This is a genomic window from Rhodococcus sp. OS5, from assembly GCF_056837585.1.
On sequence record NZ_CM166368.1, the window covers coordinates 6,128,655 to 6,149,218 of the forward strand.

General features: G+C 60.7%; 19 protein-coding genes. 17 read left to right on the top strand and 2 right to left on the bottom strand.

The features are described 5' to 3' along the window. Positions 1–120 precede the first annotated feature (120 nt). The 7 genes from ACVZUB_RS28725 to ACVZUB_RS28755 all read left to right on the top strand — a co-directional run bounded on the left by ACVZUB_RS28725 (position 121) and on the right by ACVZUB_RS28755 (position 7,071). On the top strand, positions 121–1,029 hold the full coding sequence (locus ACVZUB_RS28725; RefSeq protein ID WP_003943126.1) for a helix-turn-helix transcriptional regulator: 909 nt from the start codon (positions 121–123) through the stop codon (positions 1,027–1,029). Positions 1,030–1,254: 225 nt separating this feature from the next. Further along, on the top strand, positions 1,255–1,890 hold the full coding sequence (locus ACVZUB_RS28730) for a TetR/AcrR family transcriptional regulator (RefSeq protein ID WP_482628001.1): 636 nt from the start codon (positions 1,255–1,257) through the stop codon (positions 1,888–1,890). A gap of 232 nt (positions 1,891–2,122) precedes the next feature. Then, a complete protein-coding gene (locus tag ACVZUB_RS28735; protein WP_209448097.1) occupies positions 2,123–3,409 on the top strand; it encodes an alpha/beta hydrolase in 1,287 nt (428 codons plus the stop codon). 90 nt (positions 3,410–3,499) lie between these two features. Continuing rightward, the gene (locus ACVZUB_RS28740; RefSeq protein WP_482628002.1) at positions 3,500–4,171 is read left to right on the top strand and encodes an alpha/beta hydrolase; all 672 of its coding nucleotides are present in this window, start codon (positions 3,500–3,502) and stop codon (positions 4,169–4,171) included. Between the two features lie 660 nt (positions 4,172–4,831). After that, positions 4,832–5,782, top strand: coding sequence for an alpha/beta hydrolase (locus tag ACVZUB_RS28745; RefSeq protein WP_333821857.1), 951 nt, complete (start codon positions 4,832–4,834; stop codon positions 5,780–5,782). Positions 5,783–5,831: 49 nt separating this feature from the next. Further along, the gene (locus tag ACVZUB_RS28750) at positions 5,832–6,227 is read left to right on the top strand and encodes a RidA family protein (RefSeq protein ID WP_003943219.1); all 396 of its coding nucleotides are present in this window, start codon (positions 5,832–5,834) and stop codon (positions 6,225–6,227) included. A gap of 67 nt (positions 6,228–6,294) precedes the next feature. After that, positions 6,295–7,071 (top strand): alpha/beta fold hydrolase, encoded by a 777-nt coding sequence (locus tag ACVZUB_RS28755; protein WP_482628003.1) that lies wholly within the window; start codon positions 6,295–6,297, stop codon positions 7,069–7,071. A 34-nt stretch (positions 7,072–7,105) separates the two neighbouring features. On the opposite strand, the gene ACVZUB_RS28760 is transcribed toward ACVZUB_RS28755, so the two are convergent. After that, positions 7,106–8,329, bottom strand: coding sequence for a TetR/AcrR family transcriptional regulator (locus ACVZUB_RS28760; protein WP_238565268.1), 1,224 nt, complete (start codon positions 8,327–8,329; stop codon positions 7,106–7,108). A gap of 127 nt (positions 8,330–8,456) precedes the next feature. Continuing rightward, positions 8,457–9,827, bottom strand: coding sequence for an MFS transporter (locus tag ACVZUB_RS28765; protein WP_372510007.1), 1,371 nt, complete (start codon positions 9,825–9,827; stop codon positions 8,457–8,459). A 749-nt stretch (positions 9,828–10,576) separates the two neighbouring features. Here ACVZUB_RS28765 and ACVZUB_RS28770 point away from each other — a divergent pair. The 10 genes from ACVZUB_RS28770 (at position 10,577) to ACVZUB_RS28815 (ending at position 20,536) form a co-directional block, all read left to right on the top strand. Beyond that, positions 10,577–11,380 (top strand): SDR family NAD(P)-dependent oxidoreductase, encoded by an 804-nt coding sequence (locus ACVZUB_RS28770; protein ID WP_209448100.1) that lies wholly within the window; start codon positions 10,577–10,579, stop codon positions 11,378–11,380. 42 nt (positions 11,381–11,422) lie between these two features. Then, positions 11,423–12,580, top strand: coding sequence for an acyl-CoA dehydrogenase family protein (locus ACVZUB_RS28775; protein WP_003943151.1), 1,158 nt, complete (start codon positions 11,423–11,425; stop codon positions 12,578–12,580). A gap of 30 nt (positions 12,581–12,610) precedes the next feature. After that, positions 12,611–13,774 (top strand): thiolase family protein, encoded by a 1,164-nt coding sequence (locus ACVZUB_RS28780; RefSeq protein ID WP_256082918.1) that lies wholly within the window; start codon positions 12,611–12,613, stop codon positions 13,772–13,774. A gap of 65 nt (positions 13,775–13,839) precedes the next feature. After that, a complete protein-coding gene (locus ACVZUB_RS28785; RefSeq protein WP_003943007.1) occupies positions 13,840–15,030 on the top strand; it encodes a lipid-transfer protein in 1,191 nt (396 codons plus the stop codon). A gap of 68 nt (positions 15,031–15,098) precedes the next feature. Further along, entirely contained in the window at positions 15,099–16,001 is a 903-nt protein-coding gene (locus tag ACVZUB_RS28790; RefSeq protein WP_003943051.1) for an SDR family NAD(P)-dependent oxidoreductase, read from the top strand. Then, positions 15,998–16,420 carry an FAS1-like dehydratase domain-containing protein gene (locus tag ACVZUB_RS28795; protein ID WP_007735631.1) on the top strand — a complete coding sequence of 141 codons (423 nt, stop codon included), beginning with the start codon at positions 15,998–16,000 and terminating at the stop codon, positions 16,418–16,420. Before ACVZUB_RS28790 ends, ACVZUB_RS28795 begins: the two co-directional genes overlap by 4 nt. Beyond that, a complete protein-coding gene (locus tag ACVZUB_RS28800; RefSeq protein WP_003943245.1) occupies positions 16,417–16,833 on the top strand; it encodes a MaoC/PaaZ C-terminal domain-containing protein in 417 nt (138 codons plus the stop codon). Before ACVZUB_RS28795 ends, ACVZUB_RS28800 begins: the two co-directional genes overlap by 4 nt. Before the next feature lie 79 nt (positions 16,834–16,912). Further along, entirely contained in the window at positions 16,913–18,424 is a 1,512-nt protein-coding gene (locus ACVZUB_RS28805) for an AMP-binding protein (RefSeq protein ID WP_482628004.1), read from the top strand. A 37-nt stretch (positions 18,425–18,461) separates the two neighbouring features. After that, positions 18,462–19,616: an acyl-CoA dehydrogenase family protein gene (locus ACVZUB_RS28810; RefSeq protein ID WP_285181576.1), complete on the top strand. Its 1,155-nt coding sequence runs from the start codon at positions 18,462–18,464 to the stop codon at positions 19,614–19,616. A gap of 8 nt (positions 19,617–19,624) precedes the next feature. Further along, a complete protein-coding gene (locus tag ACVZUB_RS28815) occupies positions 19,625–20,536 on the top strand; it encodes an acyl-CoA thioesterase (protein WP_003942886.1) in 912 nt (303 codons plus the stop codon). Positions 20,537–20,564: the final 28 nt, after the last annotated feature.

The window sequence follows — 20,564 nt, forward strand, 5'->3', positions numbered from 1 at the left end:
CTACTTTTTGCCATGGTTGAACGCTAGTTTCGTCGTCGGTCAGCGCACCATGCTCGAGGGTTCAGGATCCATGTGATTGCGTTTCGCCCCTCCAACTCTCCATTTGCCTAGTATCAGGAGATGCTCAGTCCCGTAGACAGCGCACTCTCGGCATTTCGTATCGTGAGCTTCGATATCGCGAACACCGGCATCGCCAACACCGGCATCGAGGACTTCGATGCGTCTGCAGAGTCGTCGACATTCGAGGTGGGATTCTCCCGAAAGTTCCTTATTTTCAGCAATACTGAACTATCACTCGAGATAACATCTACCACTTCACGCGGAGAAGTTACAGCGCTCCACGCTGGTGAGGTCGGCATCCTGTGCCTGCCCGCTGACCGTGACTTTCGCCTGTCCGAACCACATCGCGATTCGGATCGAACGGAAAGGTCCAGCCGCCTACCCGTCCTCGTATTCTCCTTCGAGTCGGCAGGAAATCTGTATTCGATTCTGGAGCATCATCTTCCGAATCTTTTGACGTCGAGAACCTCAGAGGTGAGCTCGGTATCCCATGTCCTGCAGTCGCTTGCCCGGGAACACGACAACTGGGCCGATGGGAAAGGATTCCCATCCACGGCGGTCAGACTCCTCGAATCGATTGTCTGCCTGATGCTCGCGGAGTGGTCTGCCGGTTGGAATGTGGGGAACCTGTCGCACGATCCCCGTCAATCGATCAGTGCCGTATTGCGCGAGGTCTACTCAAATCCCGGGAAGAAATGGACCCTGCCGGCGATGAGCGCCATTGCCGGCATGTCGCGATCCATGTTCGTCTCTGAATTCAAAAGTTCCGTCGGTGAACCCCCGATGCAACATCTGCGCCGGTGGAGGCTGGCCTTGGTCGCGGATTCGCTGATCGTCGATCCATCGCTCACATTGGATCGTTTGGCAAAGAAGACCGGGTATTCGGATGCGTTCAATCTCAGTACCGCGTTCAAGACGCATTACGGGGTGTCACCTTCTCAGTACCCCTCTCGAGCTCGAACCGAATAATCCCTACCTGCACATCACCCGTTTCGAGTGAGTCGCGATGCGCCGGGAGCAGCCAGGCTGTGGGGAGCGTCAACGCGCCCGAATGGTCTCACGATGCCGCCGAACTGACGCCGAAGTTATTCGCTCGAGAGCGACGCCGTCCTCGCGAATTGCGCTTCCGACTTGAAGGCCATCTACGCCTGAGGCTCAGCGTAGCCCGCCGAGTCGGGCGACTATCATGGACGCGTGCAGGAGGTGAGCGACGAGACTCGAAACTACGGCGGTCGACCGGTATCGGCTCGGCGTGCCGAAAGGCGGCTGCAGTTCATTTGGGCTGCGCTGGAAGTCTTCTCGGACAAGGGCTACGCCTCGAGTTCGGTCGCGGACATCTGTACCACTGCGAGCCTTGCACGACGACAGTTCTACGACGAGTTCGACAGCCGCGAAGATCTGTTGATCGCACTGTACGACCAGATCCAAAGCGATGCGCGGGACGCGATGCTGACTGCGATCGCTGACGAAAAGCCCGACACACTAGCCGATCTCGCAGAGACGGCGATGACAGCGTTCGTCGAGTCGATCGGCAGCGATCCTCGGCGAGCTCAGATCTCGTACGTAGACATCGTCGGGGTCAGCCTGCGAGTGGAAGCACATCGAGTAGAGCGGCGCACAGAATGGGCCGTGTTCTTCAAAACGACAGTTCAAAATGCCGTGGGTGAGGATTTCGTTCCCCCCGGAGGATACGAAATGGCGTCGACAGCATTCATAGCTCTCGTGCATCAGTGGAGCACTACGCCCACCCGCACGCCCGTCGACGGTCTTGTCAAAGTCATGTCCACGATTCTGAGCGCTCTGATCGGCACCGACACCTCGTCCAGCTGATTCGACCGCGGCGCGCCACACGCTGCAGCGTCTTCCTCGGAACCCTTCTGCCTTCCGGCCCTTCTCCCGCAGGCCGGAATCTTCCTCAGCGGCGGCGCGCGGTGCAGGGCCCCATACAGACTCCAACTGTGGCGAACACCGATGCGAGACGACCATTGCGAGTCCCGTCACATGTGCGCTACCTTGAGGGAAAGTTAGACAACAATGTCTTACACGGAAGATCTGAGAAGAAATGCACAAAGCTGCGCTGCTCCGTCTCACGACAGTGGGCTTCCTCGCTGTCGGAGCATTTTCCATGAATCTCGCTCTTGCACAAGCGGAATCGCAAGATTTCTATCAACCACCCACGACATTGCCGGCAGGGGAGGGCACGATGATCAAGTCCGAGCCTACCCCTCTGCTCGGTCAGATACCCGGCATCCCTGGCACTTGGCCGGGCAATGGCGAGAAGATCATGTACACCTCCACTCTCGTGGACGGAACTCCCGTGGCCACCACGGGCGCAGCCATCACGCCGGCGTTTCCCTGGCGCGGGCCCGGTGAACGACCTACCGTGGTCGTCGCTCCGGGTACGTTCGGCCAGGGCGATCAATGCGCCGGTTCGAAGAACCTTGCGTGGGCCTTCAATATTCAGATCAGCCCTCAGTTGAGCTTGCCCGTCAACTACAACGTCGCCGACGCCGGCTTGCTGCTCACCGCAGGGTTTCGAGTAGTCATGCCCGACTACATCGGACTTGGCACTCCCGGGATTCACACCTACGTCAACAGGGTCGAGCAGGGCAACGCCGTCGTCGATGCCGCGCGCGCCTCGAATCAACTGTGGAATCTGCCTGACTCCACGCCGATCGCGTTCTGGGGCTACTCCCAGGGCGGCGGGGCGAGCGCATCCGCTGCAGAAATCGTCGGCGAGCGGGCACCAGAGCTGCACATGCTCGGTACCTACGCGGGGGCAGCCGATCCCGATCTGCGCGAAGTTCTCCGCAAGGCAGACGGGTCACTACTCACCGGAGCGATCGGGTACACCCTCAACAGCCTGATGGCGAGATACCCCGAGCTAGGTCCGATCTTCGACAAGCGGCTCAACGAGGAGGGAAAACAATGGCTTACGACCAGTGCGACGCAATGCGTGCCGGATACCGGGCTGACATCGTTGGGTACTCGTAGTACCGATTACACCGTCGACGGAAAATCCTTCTCTCAGATCCTCTCCGAAGAGCCGGAACTCGCGGCAGTAGTCGACGATCAACAGATCGGACGCACGACCCCCTCTGCCCCGGTATACCTGCACACGTCCACCAACGACGACATCGTTCCCGCTGATTCCGTTGCAGCACTGAGAGACAGATGGTGCGCATTGGGAGCGGAAGTCGAATACACACAAGACGACATCACGCCGCCATTACTACCGGGGTCAACTCTCAGCCATGATTTCGGAACGGCGACCGGAATGCCGCTAGCGGCAAAGTTCCTGTGGGACCGAATCAACAAGGCACCGGTCAACTCAGCGTGCAGTGCCTGACGGGCTGACCGAGAACGCCGATGGCCTGGCCACTGCCGAAAACAAGGAACACCAACCGAAGGGAACGGCAGGGCTGACGTAACTGTTGTTTTGGTACACGGTTTTTGGGGCGGCGCGGCCCACTGGGGCAAAGTCATCGTCGATTTGCACGCCAGGGGATATTCGAATCTCCGCGCCGTCGAACTGCCTCTGACATCACTCGCTGACGATGCCGAACGCACGCGCAAGATGGTCGAGCAGATTCAAGGCCCTGTTCTGCTGGTCGGTCACTCCTATGGCGGTGCAGTCATCACCGAAATGGGGGACCTCCCCAACGTCGTCGGGCTGGTGTACATCGCAGCGTTTGCACCCGATGCCGGCGAAAGCCCGGGCGGTATCACCCAACAGAACCCACCCGCCGCTGCCGCAAATCTGACACCGGACTCCGACGGATACCTGTGGATCATTCAGGAAAAGTATCGCGAAAGCTTCTGTCAGGATCTCGACGTCAATGACTCACTGATCATGGCAGTTACCCAAAAAGCACCATTGGCAAGTACTTTCGGTGACGCGGTTACTGCACCGGCGTGGAAGGTCAAGCCGAGCTGGTACCAGGTCTCCAGTGAAGATCGAATGATCCATCCCGACAACGAGCGCATGATGGCTGGGCGAATGAACCCCCGCAAACTCGTCGAGCTGCCGGCTGGGCACGCATCCTTGGCGTCGCAGCCGTCAGCGGTAACCGACTTGATCGTCGACGCGCTCAGCGACATTCAAGTCTGACAACCCGATCACTCATCCCCCGAGCGGCAGGTCCCGGCCCGCTCGGGGGGTATCGGACCGAACCGGTACGCCACACGGAGAGCAGAGAATTGCTGAGCGAGCATGGATACAGCGTTTTCTGCATCAGATTGAACGCTCTTTTCGCAACCCGCCAACCTGGATTGACCAATGCACGAGTCTGCGACGCACTTCGCCAGCAGGGGTATCGCATATCGACGCCCTACCTTTCTCAACTTCGCACCGGGGTTCGCCGCGCCCCGTCAGCGACTGTGATGCATGGCCTCGCACAGTTCTTCGGTGTCACAACCAGCCACTTCTTCGACAGCCGAGGCGATTCAGGAACTGAAGACTCGCGACACTCGGATGCCTTGCTCATTGCCCAGTTGTCGGATGAACCGGTGAAGCATCTTCTCGGACTGACAAACGCTTTGTCGTTTGATTCCCAGGAGATGCTGATTTCGTTAGTTGATCGGTTACGGGGATCCGACAGACTGGCGAGCCGCAAGTCAAGATCGCAGTGAATGTCGACTCTGCAGCGTCCAAGCCCACGCATCGATAGGCCCCCGCCCAGGCAGGCAAGGCAAGGCAAGCGAACGCAAGGACATGTTTCGTGGTCTGACCAACATGTTCAGCAGGTGTGTAGATCGGCAGGCTAGGTGGATGACCTCTCCCATGCCCTTCGGGGCCCTGACGGCCCCGAACAGCGCAACTCGAACGCACAGCAGAATGTCGCATGCTTCCGAGCGAGGTGTAGCCGGCGAGCCGTCGAGGATTCACTCGCGAGTGAATCGGCGCACGCTGTTCGCAGGGGCGGCGGCACTCGCAGCCGCAGTCACACCCGCTGCCCCTGCAACTGCTACCGCAGTCACCGGCGTCTCTTCAGCTTCCCCCGCGCGACCGGACTACCTTCTCGTTCACGGTGGCAGCCATGGAGGTTGGTGTTGGCGCAAACTCGCGCCGATGTTGCAACGCGGCGAAAACCGAGTGATCACTCCGACGATCACCGGCGTAGGTGACCGATCCCATCTCCTCCATGCAGAGTTGAGCTACGACGACGCTGTCAACGACATCATTCGGACGATTGAAGCAGAGGAGCTCACAGACTTCGTACTGGTCGGCCACAGCATCGGTGGTGCTTACATAACCTCGGTGGCTGACCGGATGCCTGAGAAGATCCGTCGATTGGTCTACCTCGACGCTGTCGTCATCGAAAACGGTGAGACAGTGCTGTCCACAATGCCACTCGGCAGTCAGGAGGTACTCCGAACGCTTGTCGCTGCCACCGGCGGGCACGCTGTACCCGCCCCGACAGATCCCACGATGTTCGGTCTCACCGATCGAAATGACATCGATTGGGCGAAAAGGCAACTCACTGCGCACCCATGGTCGACCTGGAGTGACACAGTCACTCTCACCGGTCCGGCTGGAGCTGGACTTCCACGGCACTACATCGACTTCACCGAGCCCGCCTTCCCCGACATCCAAGCGTCGAAGCAGCGGGTGCTGAACAACTCGCGCGAGTGGCAACTCGATCGGATCAACACCGGGCACGACGGGATGATCTCCGCTCCCCGAGCAGTCGCCAAGCAGATATTGTCCTACGACCGCTGACTCGATCAGCGGCGAAACTATCGACGATTCAGATTGGACGCCACTCGAAATGCAGCGCGAAAACATTGCTCCACAACTCATTACGGGTAGGTTCGGATACAACGCCGCGGTCAGAATCAGCGCACCTTCGGAGTTTCTCTTCGTATCGGGGCATGAGGGACGAGGCAGCGTGGACACACGCGGAGGCGTCGGCGACTTCAGAGCCCAAGTTGCAACGACTTTTGTCAACATCGACCGCACCCTCGAAGTTGCGGGCTTCAGTTTCAGAGACGTAGTACAGATCCGCATCTTTGTCAGAGACATAGCTGCTGCAACCTCGAACTACGATGTTGTTCTCGATGCCCTCGAAACCTACCAATGCTCACCAGCCAGCTTGATGGCTGAGACTACCGGGCTGTCCGACCCGGCAATGCTGGTCGAGATCGAAGCTGTGGCAGTCCGCTAGGGCACCTCGAACGAAATTGACGGATATCTCCAATTCCGCAGAGCGGTACTCATATTCGATCTCACGGATGAATTTCTTTTCGGCAAGCGAACGTAATGGAGGAATAGTCGTGGCGCAGCAATACACTTTCGTTCTCGTGCATGGAGCTTGGCATACCGGGGAGCACTGGGCACCAGTGGCGAAACACCTGCTTGCAGTCGGCCATCGCGTGTACACGCCCACGGTCACGGGGTTCGGGGTATCACAGATGAGTGTCCGACACGCGGACGGTGTCGAGTCGATCGTTCGGTACATCACCGAGCGAGACATCACGGATTTCATTCTGGTGGGACACAGCTTCGGCGGCACGGTCATTTCCAAGGTCGCAGAGGTATTTCCTGACCGCATTCGACGACTTGTGTATTGGAACGCCTTTGTTCCAGCGAATGGCAACAGCATCAACGACGAGTCCCCTGCTCACTATCGAGAGATGGTGCGCGAAGGAGCGGTGGATGGAATGTTCTCCTTGCCTTGGAACGTGTGGCGAGAAGCGTTCTTGAACGACGCCGATCACGAGACAGCCATGAGCGCCTACGAGTCTCTATGTCCGACACCGGTCACTATGTTGGAAGACAAACTTGATCTCACGAAGTTCTACGAACTCGTCAACTCCGGGACGATGAGGACTTCCTACCTGAACTGCACGGAAGACACCGCAATGCCCCACGGCGAGTTCGCTTGGCATCCACGATTTTCGAGCAGACTCGGCCTGTGCAGGATCGTTCAGATGGCAGGAAGCCACGAAGCGATTTTCACTACACCAGCGACCCTCGCCGAGAAGCTGGTCGAAGCCGGGCGCGACTGACTCGTTCTGTGGGTGCCGATGTGCCGCTCCGAGACTACGGAGTGGCACCAACGCCGGCGTCCACCAATGACGCAGCGGGATCCGAAGTCTCCGTCATCAAAGCGATGCATATTTCTGTCAGTCGGTCTGCGAGGTCCGCACGGCGCCGAACGCTTCCGATACGGATAGCGTTGCCGATCAACGTCATTGCTGCACTCACGGTGAACTTCGCCTCGGTGGCATCCAAGCCGGGGCGAACTTCACTGAGCGCTCTAACCCACAGCTCCAGGTAGTCCCGCTGAGCTTGGACACATGCCTTTCGGGTGTTGTCGGGAAGCTCGGCGAGTTCCGTCGCCATCAAACCGATGAGGTGTCCGTCTTCCAGGGCAAACGCGATATGAACACCCAAGAGAATGTCGAGCGTCTGGCTCGAATCGCCTACTTGCGACAGGGCCTGCCTCACGGCAAGGTCACGTCGGTCGAAACCACGGGTGATTGCCGTGGACAGAATGTCGAGCTTTGTATCGAAATGGTTGTACACGTTCTGGCCTGTCGTCCCGCAGGCCGCGCCGATGTCCTCGTTGCTCACCGTTCGATACCCGCGTTCGTCGAACAGTTGAATCGCCGCAGTCAGTAGTTGTTCGCGTCGCGAAACGGGTATGGAGATGACCTCTGTGCGCGCAGCGGGAACGTCGGGGTCCGCAGACCCGATGGGGGACAGGGAAACACGCGCCGAAAGGTCGAACAGCAGTGCCTCCATCTGGCGGGGAGGCATCGAGATTCGGTGACTTGACGAACTGCTGAACACTGCAAGGATCGAGTACGCCAGCAGCCGACTGTCGGAGTCGGAAAGGTCAGACCTGTGCGCTTGCACCAGCTCCGAGATGCGAGAGGTACTGAACCGCAACTTCTTACGCAGCATCTCTCGTTGGTCGTCGTCCAGATACCTGGCTTCACGCTGCCACAACAGCGGCAGCCCGCGGCGCTCGACCGACGTTGCCGACAGCGTTGTCAGCAACGTGTACAGATCCGTTGCACCGCCGACAGATTCATTGAGAGACTCGATCCCGGCCAGAACCGCGTGATAGAGCAGGCTGTTCTTGTTTCGATAATGGCGATAGAGCGCGGACGTCGTGATGTCCACACGAGCGGTGACATCCGAAACAGAAATGTTGTGATACCCGTGCTCCCGGAACAGCTCGCTTGCTGCTGTCAATATCTGTTGCTTACGGTCGCGGGGTCGACGGACGGCAGTCATCGGTTCCCTTTCACGTGGCACGCCGCCATCCTATCGTCGATTCGGTCATTGCGTCAGATTCACAAAGCGAGTGTACTCGCATGAAGACGACTCATAACCAGAAAAGTCCAGTTACCTACTATTCTGCACACTCGGGAACCTCAGGTAGCTACTTTCGACTCGTAGCTTTCCAGACGATCTCCTTGTCACGCTCGGGGTTGGCGAAAATCAAGGTTCCGAACGCAAACAGGACCGCAACCAATCCGAAGGCCTGGAACGCAGTGGCATAGCCCGCAGCCGGAGTATCGGCAGCGTCGACGATCCGCCCGGTCACGTAAGGGCCGATCAAACCCCCGATTCCCATCATTGCCATGAAAACTCCGAGCGTTCCGGCTGTCTGCCGGGGCGGACATATTTCGGAGATCGTGGCGATGATCAGCGGATAGCCGGACGCGAGGAACCCGTATCCGACCGAGACGATCGCGACCGCCAGCGCGGGGGCCGACACGTAGGGCAGGAACACCATGATCATTCCGCTGACGAGCACACCCACCGAGGGAACGATTATTCGAATCAGGCGGGACGTGGCGCCGCGAGAAGTCAGACGATCTCCGGAAGAGGAGAGGATCAACATCAAGATCAGGCCCGCAATGCTGGGGAATGCGAACATCGAACCAGCCTGCAGTCGGCTGTATCCCAGGCCCACTTCGAAGTACGACGGAAGCCAGGTCAGCACAACCGCGACGATGGCGTATATCGCCATCACCAGCATTGTGCAGCTGATGAACGTCCGCGTTCGGAAGATGCGTATCCACGGCACCGCCGGCTCGTCGGTCTCGGCTGCACCGGCTCCCGCCTCTTCTCGTCGCTTTCCACTACGGATATAGGGACCCTGCGACCACAGGGGCAGCCAGAGCACGCACCACAACACGCCGAGCACCGCCATGCAAACCACGGCCGCACGCCACCCCCACGTGACCGTCACGAAGGCAAGCGCGGGAGCCACGGCAATCTTCGCCAGCGAGGCCGACCCGGCGAGAAGCGCACCTGGAAGTCCACGTTTCGCCGGCGGATGCCAGGAGAACGCGGCGGTGTGCGTCAGGGGCCCGCTCGGCCCCTCAGCCAAACCCAACAGCATCCGACTGACCACCAGCACAGCAAAACTCGCCGTGATGACCATCGGGAGCATTGCCGCCGACCAGAGCAAGGCCAACACCGCCAGCGCCCATCTCAGTGTCGTTATTCGGGCAATCGCTCCGGAAAAGAAACCGCCGATCGTGAAGGTGAGGAAGAACAAGCTACCCACGAGACCGATCTGGGATGCTGTCAACCCCAACTCCTTGGACAACGGTTGGGCAATGATGCCCAAAACCGCTTTGTCGCCCCAGTTGATGACGGTCAGGAAGACCAGCAGCGAGGTCAAACCCCAAGCACGGCGACGTGATTCGGGCGGTGCGGGCACTGCTGTCCCCGAAGATGCTTGTTGGTGTGTTGCCACTTGACGAGGCGTTGCCTTGGGTGTGGTCCGGGGTGTTGTCACTGTCGGATCCTTCGAGGAGACGGTTTGATCAACGGGCACTGCCAACGCAGTGCAGGGGCAGACTTGTCGCTTGGTTTGGTGACACTTCGAGTTCACATCGATGTTTGGAATCGAGATCCATCACGCTCTTCTTCCGCAGAGAAGACACGTCAGTTGGCCATTCCTTGAGAGAAAACCACCGAATAGCACTGCCAGATAAGCAGAAACAGACAGTTCGATGCCCGCCTCCCTCAGGTCGAAATTTTCCGTTCAGCCATCCGTGCGCGGGCATTTCTCATGCAATGTCGCTTCAGGGAATTACTTGGGATTCACTTTGAGCTATTTTCCCTACTGTGTCAAGGGTCACTTCGAACTACCGACGACACTGGTGACCTTGCCGAAAGGCCAGTTCCCTCGAAACCCAACCGCACGATGCCCCAACACGTGCGGTGACAATCGACAGCTTCCGGCACCCCAGAGTGTCCGTCACTCGCCACCTACGCCCCATCCTGCCAAGGTTGCACGCAACTGTGAACGCATTGGAATAGCGCTTGACCAGCTGTGACAGCGAAGATGCTTGACATACATACTTTTAAGGCCTAAAAGTGAATCATCAGTAATTGCGAATGAAACTCCCGGAGCCACGACGCCTCGGGATATCGCAGCGCCGGAGCAACCACCGGCCTGGACTACCGCCAATTACGTTTCGCTACAACACTCTTCACTCGAAAGGGAACACCGTGGGAAATGGGATCGCGGGAACTGGGACCGTGGGTAACCTGGAGGGAAAGGTCGCTCTCGTATCCGGGTCGGGACGTGGGATCGGTCGAGAAATCGCACTCAAATTCGCCCGCGAGGGTGCAGCGGTGACAATCAACGACTTGGATCCCGAAGCTGCTGCACAGACCGAGCACGACATCAAGGCGGCCGGCGGGCAAGCAGTCAGCGTAGTGGGTTCAGTGTCCGAGGACGGTTTCGCGGAGCGATTCGTCAGCACTGCGGTCGAGACCTTCGGTGGTATGGACATCATCGTCAACAACGCCGGATATACCTGGGACTCGGTGATTCAGAAGATGACCGACGAGCAGTGGGACACCATCGTGGACGTGAATCTCAAAGCGCCGTTCCGCATCCTGCGTGCGGCGCAACCTTTCATCAAAGCCAACCCGACCGAATACCACCGCAAGGTGGTGAACGTGTCGTCGGTGTCGGGGTACTACGGGAACGCCGGCCAATCCAACTACGCCGCCGCCAAAGCCGGACTGATCGGACTGACCAAGACTCTTGCCAAGGAATGGGGTCGGTACAGGGTCAACGTCAACGCAGTGGCCTTCGGACTGATCATCACGAGAATGACCGAGGTGTCCGCGGACGCGAACGCGACGTTGACGATCGACGGCCGCGAGATTCGCGTCGGCGTCAACCCTGATCGCTTGGCCGTCGCGTCGAAGATGATCCCATTCGGCCGAGGCGGCAATCCGGTGGAAGCCGCGGGGGCGGTGTACCTGCTGTGCACTCCCGAATCGGACTACATCAACAGCCAGTGCCTCGTCGTCGACGCCGGACGCGTCTGACCCAAAACACGTCATCTCACCACAAATCTTCAGGAGCGCATCATGAAACGTACCGTCTATGCCCCCGAGCACGAGGCATTCCGCGAGACCATCCGGACCTTCATCGCCAAGCAGGTGACGCCGAACTACCCGGAGTGGGAGAACGCGAATCAGGTACCGCGTGAGTTGTTCAACCAGCTTGCAGAACTCGGCGCGACGAGTTTCGACATCCCCGAGGAGTTCGGTGGCGCCGGGCCCACCAGCTTCAAATTCCAAGCTGTCATCCAAGAGGAAACAGCTCGTGCAGCAGTAAGTTTCGGACACTACGGAGTGAGCATCGGCATCGTGCTGCCGTACCTGCTGCGCCTTGCCGACGACGAGCAGAAGCAGCGGTGGCTTCCAGGCGTGGCGAGCGGCGAGACCATGCTCTGCATCGCCATGACCGAGCCGGGAACCGGATCGGATCTGGCAGGCATCAAGACCACGGCGCGCCTGTCCGAAGACGGCACCCACTACATCCTCAACGGTGCCAAGACCTTCATCACCGGTGCCCGCAACTCGGAACTCTGCGTCGTAGCCGCTCGAACCTCCGCGCCGTCCGAGGAGGACCGACGCTTCGGACTCAGCCTCCTGGTAGTTCCCACCGACAGTGTCGGCTTCAATTTCGGACGCAAGCTCGACAAGATCGGTATGAAGTCTTCCGACACCAACGAACTCTCGTTCACCGATGTTCGAGTTCCGGTCGAGAATCTCCTCGGCGAGCAGGACAAGGGATTCTCCTACCTCGGCCAAAACCTCCCCCGCGAACGACTTTCCATCGGTGTCGGCCAGACCGCATGTGCGGCCGCGGCGATCGAGTTCGCGTCGGAGTACGTCCGCCAGCGTCAAGTCTTCGGTAAACCTGTTGCATCCTTCCAGAACACCAAGTTCGTTCTTGCCGAATGTGCTACCGAAGTCGCTGCCGCGCAGGCACTGGCGGACAAGGGACTCGATCTCGACGACTCCGGAGAACTCACCGCCGCCGATGCTGCACGCATCAAGCTGTTCTGCACCGAGATGGCAGGCCGCGTGATCGACAAGTGCCTACAACTGCACGGCGGCTACGGGTACATCCTCGAATATCCGATCGCTCGCCTGTACGCCGACACGAGAGTCTCGCGCATTTACGGCGGTACCAGCGAAGTCATGAAGACCATCATCGCCAAGGACATCGGTCTCTGATCTCCAACCGACTCGGACACAGGAGCTTTCATGCGTGATGCAGTCATTGTCGATGCGGTACGGACACCGATCGGCAAACGTGGTGGCGGGTTGTCCACCACGCATGCAGTCAATCTGTCAGCGCACGTTCTGCGCACGCTGGCAGAGCGAACCGGGCTGGACCCCGCAATCGTCGACGACGTGATCTGGGGTTGCGTCGGAACCCTCGGCATGCAGGCCGGCTGTATCGCCCGGTCGGCAGTACTCGGTGCAGGATGGCCCGAACATGTCCCTGGCGTGACAGTCGACCGTCAATGCGGCTCTTCGCAGCAGGCCGTACACCAGGCGGCAGCGGGCGTGATCTCGGGCCAGTACGACGTCGCAGTCGCGGGCGGAGTCGAGATGATGAGCGTCATCCCGCTCGGCGCGGCTGCGCGTGCCGGCGACTACGGGCCGATGCACGGTCCACTAGTGCTGGGGCGCTACGACATCGAGCGATTCAACCAAGGACTCGGCGCTCAGATGATCGCCGACGAGTACGGCATCAGTCGCGCCGACATGGATCGACACGGCCTCGACTCGCATGCCCGAGCTGCTGCCGCTGTCGACGCCGGCCGTTTCGCCGGCCAGATCGCTCCGGTCGCGGTCACCGACGCCGAAGGCGCCACCCGGATCATCGAGGCGGACGAAGGTATCCGTCGCGGCGGGACCATGGAACGCCTCGCCGAGCTGCCGGCAGCGTTCGAGGGAACCGAGATCACGGCGGGAAACGCTTCCCAGGTTTCCGACGGGTCCGCCGCGCTCCTCGTGACGACCAGTGACGTTGCGCGTGAACACGGTTGGACACCGATCGCCCGCATTCACACTGCGGTCGTGACCGGTACCGATCCGGTGAGCATCCTCAAGGGCCCGATCCCGGCAACGGCGTTGGCGCTGAAGAAGTCCGGGTTGACGCTCTCCGACATCGGCACGTTCGAGATCAACGAAGCATTCGCCGCCGTGTCGCTGGCCTGGTTGCGCGAGACCGGAGCCGACTATTCGCTGATGAACCCCAACGGCGGCGCCATGGCCATCGGGCATCCCGTGGGAGGCTCCGGCGCGCGGTTGATGACCACGATGGTGCACCACATGCGTGACGAGGGAATCCGTTACGGCTTGCAGTCGATGTGTGAGGGCGGCGGCATGGCCAATGCCACCATCCTCGAGTTGCTCTGAATGCGCCTCACACACAACGAATCAACCACCAATCCACGAAGACCAGTAATCACAAGGGAGCACCGATGAGTCGCAAAGTACTAGTCGCCGGGGTCGGAATGATCCCGTTCACGAAGCCAGGGCGCAGCGAGCACTACTACGAGATGGGCGCGAAGGCCATTGTCAACGCACTCGCGGACGCCGGAATCGGATTCGACAAGATCGGGCAGGCCTACGCCGGCTACGTGTACGGGGATTCGACGAGTGGCCAACGCGCCATCTACGGCGCGGGTATGACCGGAATTCCGGTTGTCAACGTCAACAACAACTGCGCGAGTGGCTCGTCCGCGCTGTGGTTGGCCAGACAAGCCGTCGAGTCGGGCGTCGTCGAATGCGCACTCGCCGTTGGCTTCGAGCAGATGCAGCCTGGCGCTTTGGTCAACCACTGGGGAGACCGCCCGGCTCCGATGGAGCGACACGCGGAAGTCCTCGACCGCACCTACGGCATCGACCCCGCCAACCCGTCCATGGCGATGCAGTACTTCGGTGCCGCTGCGCAGGAGTACTCCAAGCGGTACGGGGTCTCGCCGGATCTGTTCGCGAAGATCTCGGTCAAATCCCGCAAGCACGCTGCCAACAACCCGTACGCGGTTTTCCGTGAGCCGGTCACCGAGCAGGAAGTGCTCGAATCAAAGGCACTGTACGGCGGGCTGACTCGTTTGCAGGCCTGCCCGCCCACCTGCGGAGCCGGCGCCGCCATCGTATGCAGCGAAGATTTCGCGCGTGCCCACGGCCTCACACCGGGCGTGGCGATCGCAGCTCAAGAGTTGGTCACCGACTTTCCCAGCGTCTTCACCGACGACGACGTCTTCAAAGTGGTCGGTGCGGACATCACTCGAGTTGCTTCGCAACGGATTTACGAAAAGGCCGGAGTGGATCCACGCGACATCCAGGTCGTGGAATTGCACGACTGCTTCTCGGTCAACGAGGTGCTCTCCTACGAGGCCCTCGGATTGGTCGACGAAGGGTGCTCCGAGAAGTTCATCCTCGACGGCGACAACACCTACGGCGGCCGGATTGTAGTGAACCCCAGCGGTGGTCTGCTGTCCAAGGGGCATCCGCTCGGCGCCACCGGCTTGGCGCAGTGTGCGGAACTGGTGTGGCAGTTGCGCGGCACCGCCGACGCACGACAGGTCGACGGAGCAAAGCTTGCACTGCAGCACAATCTCGGTCTCGGCGGCGCCGGCGTCATCACGCTCTACGAAAAGGTTGCTTAGCAACCACTTCCGCCAACACGTCAACACCGCCGCGCCGTAGCTCGGCGCGAAGAACGAAAGGAAACATCATGGGACAACTCGACGGACGCGTTGCCATCGTCACCGGGGCCGGCGCAGGCCTCGGTCGCGAACACGCATTACTCATGGCAGCCGAAGGCGCCAGCATCGTGGTCAACGACCTGCGCGGAGCACAGCAGGTGGCAGACGAAATCGTCGCTGCCGGCGGCTCGGCCATCGCGGTAGAGGGCTCGATCGCGGAAATGGCCGTCGGTGAGAAGCTAACCGACGCAGCAGTATCCACCTTCGGAAACTTGCACTCGGTGGTCAACAACGCCGGTATCATCCGTGACGCGATGCTGTGGAACATGACCGAGGAAGAGTTCGACTCGGTCATCGCTGTACACCTCAAGGGAACCTTCTCTGCTACCCGCGCCGCCGTGAGATATTGGCGCGACCAGTCGAAGGCAGGCGTGCAGGAGACACGCAACCTGGTCAACACCAGTTCCGGATCCGGACTGCACGGCAACTACGGGCAGTGGAATTACTCCGCCGCCAAGGCCGGTCTGGCCATCCAGGCAGTCAACGCCGCTCGCGAATTCGAGCGATTCGGCGTCAAGGCCAATGCCATCGCTCCCGTGGCGCGCACCGAACCTGTCAAAGCCACGCCCGGCATCAAGGATTTGGTCGGTGAGCCCGTCGACGAGTCAGTCTTCGATCGCTACAACCCCGCCAACTGCTCGTCACTCGTGGCCTACCTGTCGAGCGCCGAGTGCGCGTTCAACGGACAGGTTTTTGCCGTCTACGGCGGCTATGTGGGTCTCTACGGCGGCTACTCGATCGCCGACGAAATTCGTGAGGACCGGCAGCTCGACATCGGAGAACTGACAAAGCTTCTCGGCGACGACGCCTTCCTCAAGTCGGTCGAGACCCGGCGCGCCGGCATCCCGAAGATCGAAGGAGAAACCAAGTGAGTTACACGTTTCCGCTCGACTACAGCAAGGTCCAGGAATTCGTCCGGGCCGTGAAGGCAAACCCAGAACAGCATGCCGGCGAGGATGCGGTGATCCCGCCGACCATGCTCACCAGCGGCCGAATGATCTGGGAGCCCGCAGACCAATCCGGTTTCGCCAAGCTCGGATTCGACCGTCGTCGCATCCTCCACGGTGAGGAGGAGTACATCTTCCACGGCCCACTTCCACGAGCCGGCCAGAAGCTGACCGCCGAGACAACTGTCGGTGACCGCTTCGAAAAGCCCGGAAAGCGCGGTGGTGTGATGACCTTCGCGAAGATGATCACCGAGTTCCGTGACGAGTCCGGAGAACTGATCGCGACGCAGAACAGCACGATCATCGAGACCGCCACAACGGGCGGCAAGGAGGAGGGGAAATGACGACCACGACCGAAACCGTCGTAGCCGGACAACAGGCCGAGAGCAAGACTTTCCCTCCACTGACTCGCACCGACTTCGTCAAGTATCAGGGTGCCTCGGGTGATTTCCATCCGTTGCACCACGACGACACGTTCGCCCGTGAGACCGGCTTCCCGTCCGTGTTCTCCGTCGGCATGCTTCAGGCAGGCATGCTGGCCAGCTACGTCACCGACTGGCTGGGTGTCGAGAACCTGCGTCGGTTCAAGATTCGATTCGCCGACAAGGTCTGGCCCGGTGACGAACTCACCTGCTCTGCTGTCGTCGTCGACACCTACGAGGCCGAGGACGGTCGACGTGCTCGTGTCGAACTTGTCTGCGCTCGTCAGAACGGCGTCAAGGCCCTCGTCGGAGACGCGGAATTCCTGATCGATTAACTCGAGGTCGGGGTGTCGATTCGTCGGCATCTCGACTATCCGCCGTCAGCACCACCCGACTCGAGGAGCACGCCAGCCCATGCATCTGACCCACCTTCTGCACAGGGCGGTTCAACAACAGCCGCACCGACCCTTGACCGTCTGCGAGCATCGCGAGCGCAACGCCCCACAGATCGCGAAGCGAGTCGCCAGACTCGCCGGAGCCCTGCGAGAGCGTGGCGTGGGTCCGGGCGACCGGGTCAGCATCCTGGCGTTCAACTCCGACCGTTACTTCGAGTCGTTGATGGCGACGTGGTGGATCGGCGCTGTCGTCAATCTCGTAAACCGTCACGGTTCCGTCCGTGAAGTCACCGACGCGGTCACCGGAGTCGGCAGCGCTTTTGTACTCGTCGACGAGGAATGCCGGCTACTGGTGACCGGACTCGACGCCACTGTCACGCTCGTCTACATGGGCGACGAGCCGGCTCCCGCCGGAATGGCTGGTTTCGAAGACCTGATCGTCGAAGGCCCCGAGGTCGAGGACGTGCGTGCCGGCGGCGACACCTTGGCCGCGCTGATCTACACCGGCGGAACCACCGGCACTCCCAAAGCCGTCATGCACTCTCATCGCAGTCTCTCCACCGCCCTGCTCGGCGGTACCGGCTTTGCCCGGTCCTGCGAGATCGGTGGCATAACTCTGGTGATGGCTCGTCTGTTCCACATTGCCGCATTGCTCGGCATGATGGCCCAGACCGTGGTCGGCGGCACAGTCGTGTTCGCCAACCGCTTCGACGCCGGCGACGTGCTCGGCCTGATCGCGGGCCGTCGGGTCACCACGATGACCGCGATCCCGAGCATGTTGCAGATGCTCTACAACCATCCGGCCTTTTCGGACACGGACGTCACCAGCGTCAAATCGATTGTGTACGGAGCCGCCCCGATGCCCGCGGCCATCCTGGAACGCGCGATGTCGCGCTTCCCCAACGCGAACTTCGTCCAGGGGTACGGCATGACGGAGACCGCGGTCATCGTCTCCCTGCTCGGATCGGATCACCGGGCCGGTGGTCCTCGCCTGCGCTCGGCGGGCCGTGCAAGCCTGCACGCCGAAATCATCATCGCCGACCGGGAAGGCAACGAGGTGCCACGGGGCACTGTCGGAGAGATCGTCACCCGCGGCGAGCACATCATGCTCGGATACTGGAATCGTCCGGAGGAGACCGCCGAAGCGCTACGCGGGGGCTGGCTGCACACCGGAGACCTCGCGTACATGGACGACGAGGGGTACATCTTCATCGTCGATCGCGCCAAGGACATGATCATCACCGGCGGCGAGAACGTCTATTCGGCCGAGGTGGAGGACGCCGTCGCCAACCACCCCGCTGTGTTGCGCTGCGCCGTCATCGGCCTGCCCGACGCTCAGTGGGGCGAGCGCGTGCATGCAGTGGTGGTCCTCAACCCACAACTGCATGCCACCGCCGAAGAAATTCGCGAGCACGTCAAAACCCAAATCGCAGGGTACAAAGCACCGCGCACGGTTGCCTTCGTCGAAGCACTGACGACCACGGCCACCGGTAAGACCGACAAACGTTCACTGCGCAGCCTCTACACCTAGCCAACCCCGCGTCGTCCGCGGAACAAGGAGACTTCCCATGAAGCGCACAATCTTCGACGATCAGCACGATGCCTTTCGCGAGGTGTTCCGGGGTTTTCTACACAGGGAGGTCGTCCCTGAATTCGCGAAGTGGGAGGAACAAGGTTACGCGCCACGCGAGTTCTACCGCAAGCTCGGAGAATTGGGAGTCATGGGCTTCGACATCCCGGAGGAATACGGCGGCGCGGGGGCGACGAGCTACCGCTATCTGATGATCATCGGAGAGGAAGCCGCGCTGGCCGGTGTCTCATTGGGTAACTACCACGCGAGCGCCGGAATCGTTCTGCCCTACTTGCTCACTCTCGCAAACGAGGATCAGAAGAAGCGCTGGCTGCCCGCCTGTGCGAGTGGGCAGGCCGTGCTTGCCGTGGCGATGACCGAGCCGGGGACGGGTTCGGATCTGGCCGCCATTCGCACCACCGCGAAGCTCTCCGACGACGGAGAAAGCTACATCCTCAACGGCGCAAAGACCTTTATCACCAACGCCTCTCAGGCGACACACATGGTCGTGGTCGCCCGCACCGGCGACCCAGGTGAGAATCGCAGAGGCGGGCTCTCGCTGTTTGTCGTCGACACCGAATCCACCGGCTTCGAAGTTGGTCGCCGATTGGACAAGATCGGTTTGAAATTCAGCGATACCTGCGAGGTCTCGTTCACCAACGTCCGGGTACCGGTCACCGATGTACTCGGCGAGGAAGGAGCGGCCTTCAGCTACCTCGGACAGAACCTGCCCCGCGAACGCCTCGCCATGGCGGCCGGAGGGTGCGCCACCGCAGCCGCTGCCATCGCCCACGCGGTTTCCTACACCAGCGACCGACGAGTCTTCGGAAAATCGGTCGCAGACTTCCAGAACACCAAATTCGTTCTTGCCGAATGCGCTACGGATCTCGCCGCAGGTCAGACAATGGTCGATCACGCCGTCGCACTCGAAGACGCCGGCGAATTGAGTGCCGTCGACGCTGCGATCTGCAAGCTCTTCTGTACCGAGATGGCAGGCCGCGTGATCGACAAGTGTCTACAACTGCACGGCGGCTACGGGTACATCCTCGAATACCCGATCGCACGGTTGTACGCGGACACGAGGGTGTCGCGAATCTACGGCGGCACCAGCGAAGTCATGAAAACGATCATCGCGAAATCCCTGAGCCGGTAGGAGCCCCGATGGACGAACTGTTGCAGCTCACTCACGCAGGCACTGCATACGGCGGGGCACCCGAATTTCGCGGAACCTGCTGTGCCGGTGGCCCAGATCGCGCCTACGGCGGCCATGTCGTCGCGCAGGCCCTGCTCGCTGCGCACCGCACCGTCGACCCTGTACGGTACGTGAACTCGCTTCACGCGTACTTCCTGTCCATGGGTCGACCGGGCGCCGAGGTGCAGTACCGAGTGCGAATCCTCCGAGACGGTGGCACCTATGCACTACGAGAGGTGACCGCCTTCCAGGGCGGCAATGCGCTGCTCTCACTGACCGCATCCTTCAAGAAGGAGGAACTCGGACCCGATCGCCATATTGCGATGCCCCACGTTCCCACACCGGAATCAATTCCGGCACAGAGCGAATCCGTTGATCGATTCTGGTCGGGCATCACGTCCTCGGCCATTCGCCAGGCAGTGCAGGTGCGCCCGATCAGCGGAGATTCGGCCGACGACGACGCTGCCGACCACGGCGGTGGCAGGGACCGCCGCATGTGGATTCGCATCGCAGGTGAAGTATCGAGCGATCACGGGATGCACGCCGCCGCACTTGCGTTCTGCTCGGACCTCACGCTGGCGCGAACCGCCGCCCTCGGTCATCTCGATCTGATCGGCGGGGGAAGTCCGTCCCAGAAGCTCTTTCTCACTTCACTCGATCACGCCGTGTGGTTCCACCGCCCTTGCCGAACCGACGAATGGTTGCTGTTCGTTCAACGCAGCCCTACGTCGGGGGACGGACGGGGTCTGTCCAGTGGCGAATTCTGGACCCGCACCGGGGTTTTGGTTGCCACGGTCACTCAGGAAGTTCTCATTCGCGAAAAGCACGCTCCCACTTTCGACACGCGGCCGAAGCTCGCCGCGACCATGCAGGCAGGTTAACTACGTCAGGAGTAGATGTGCACGGAAT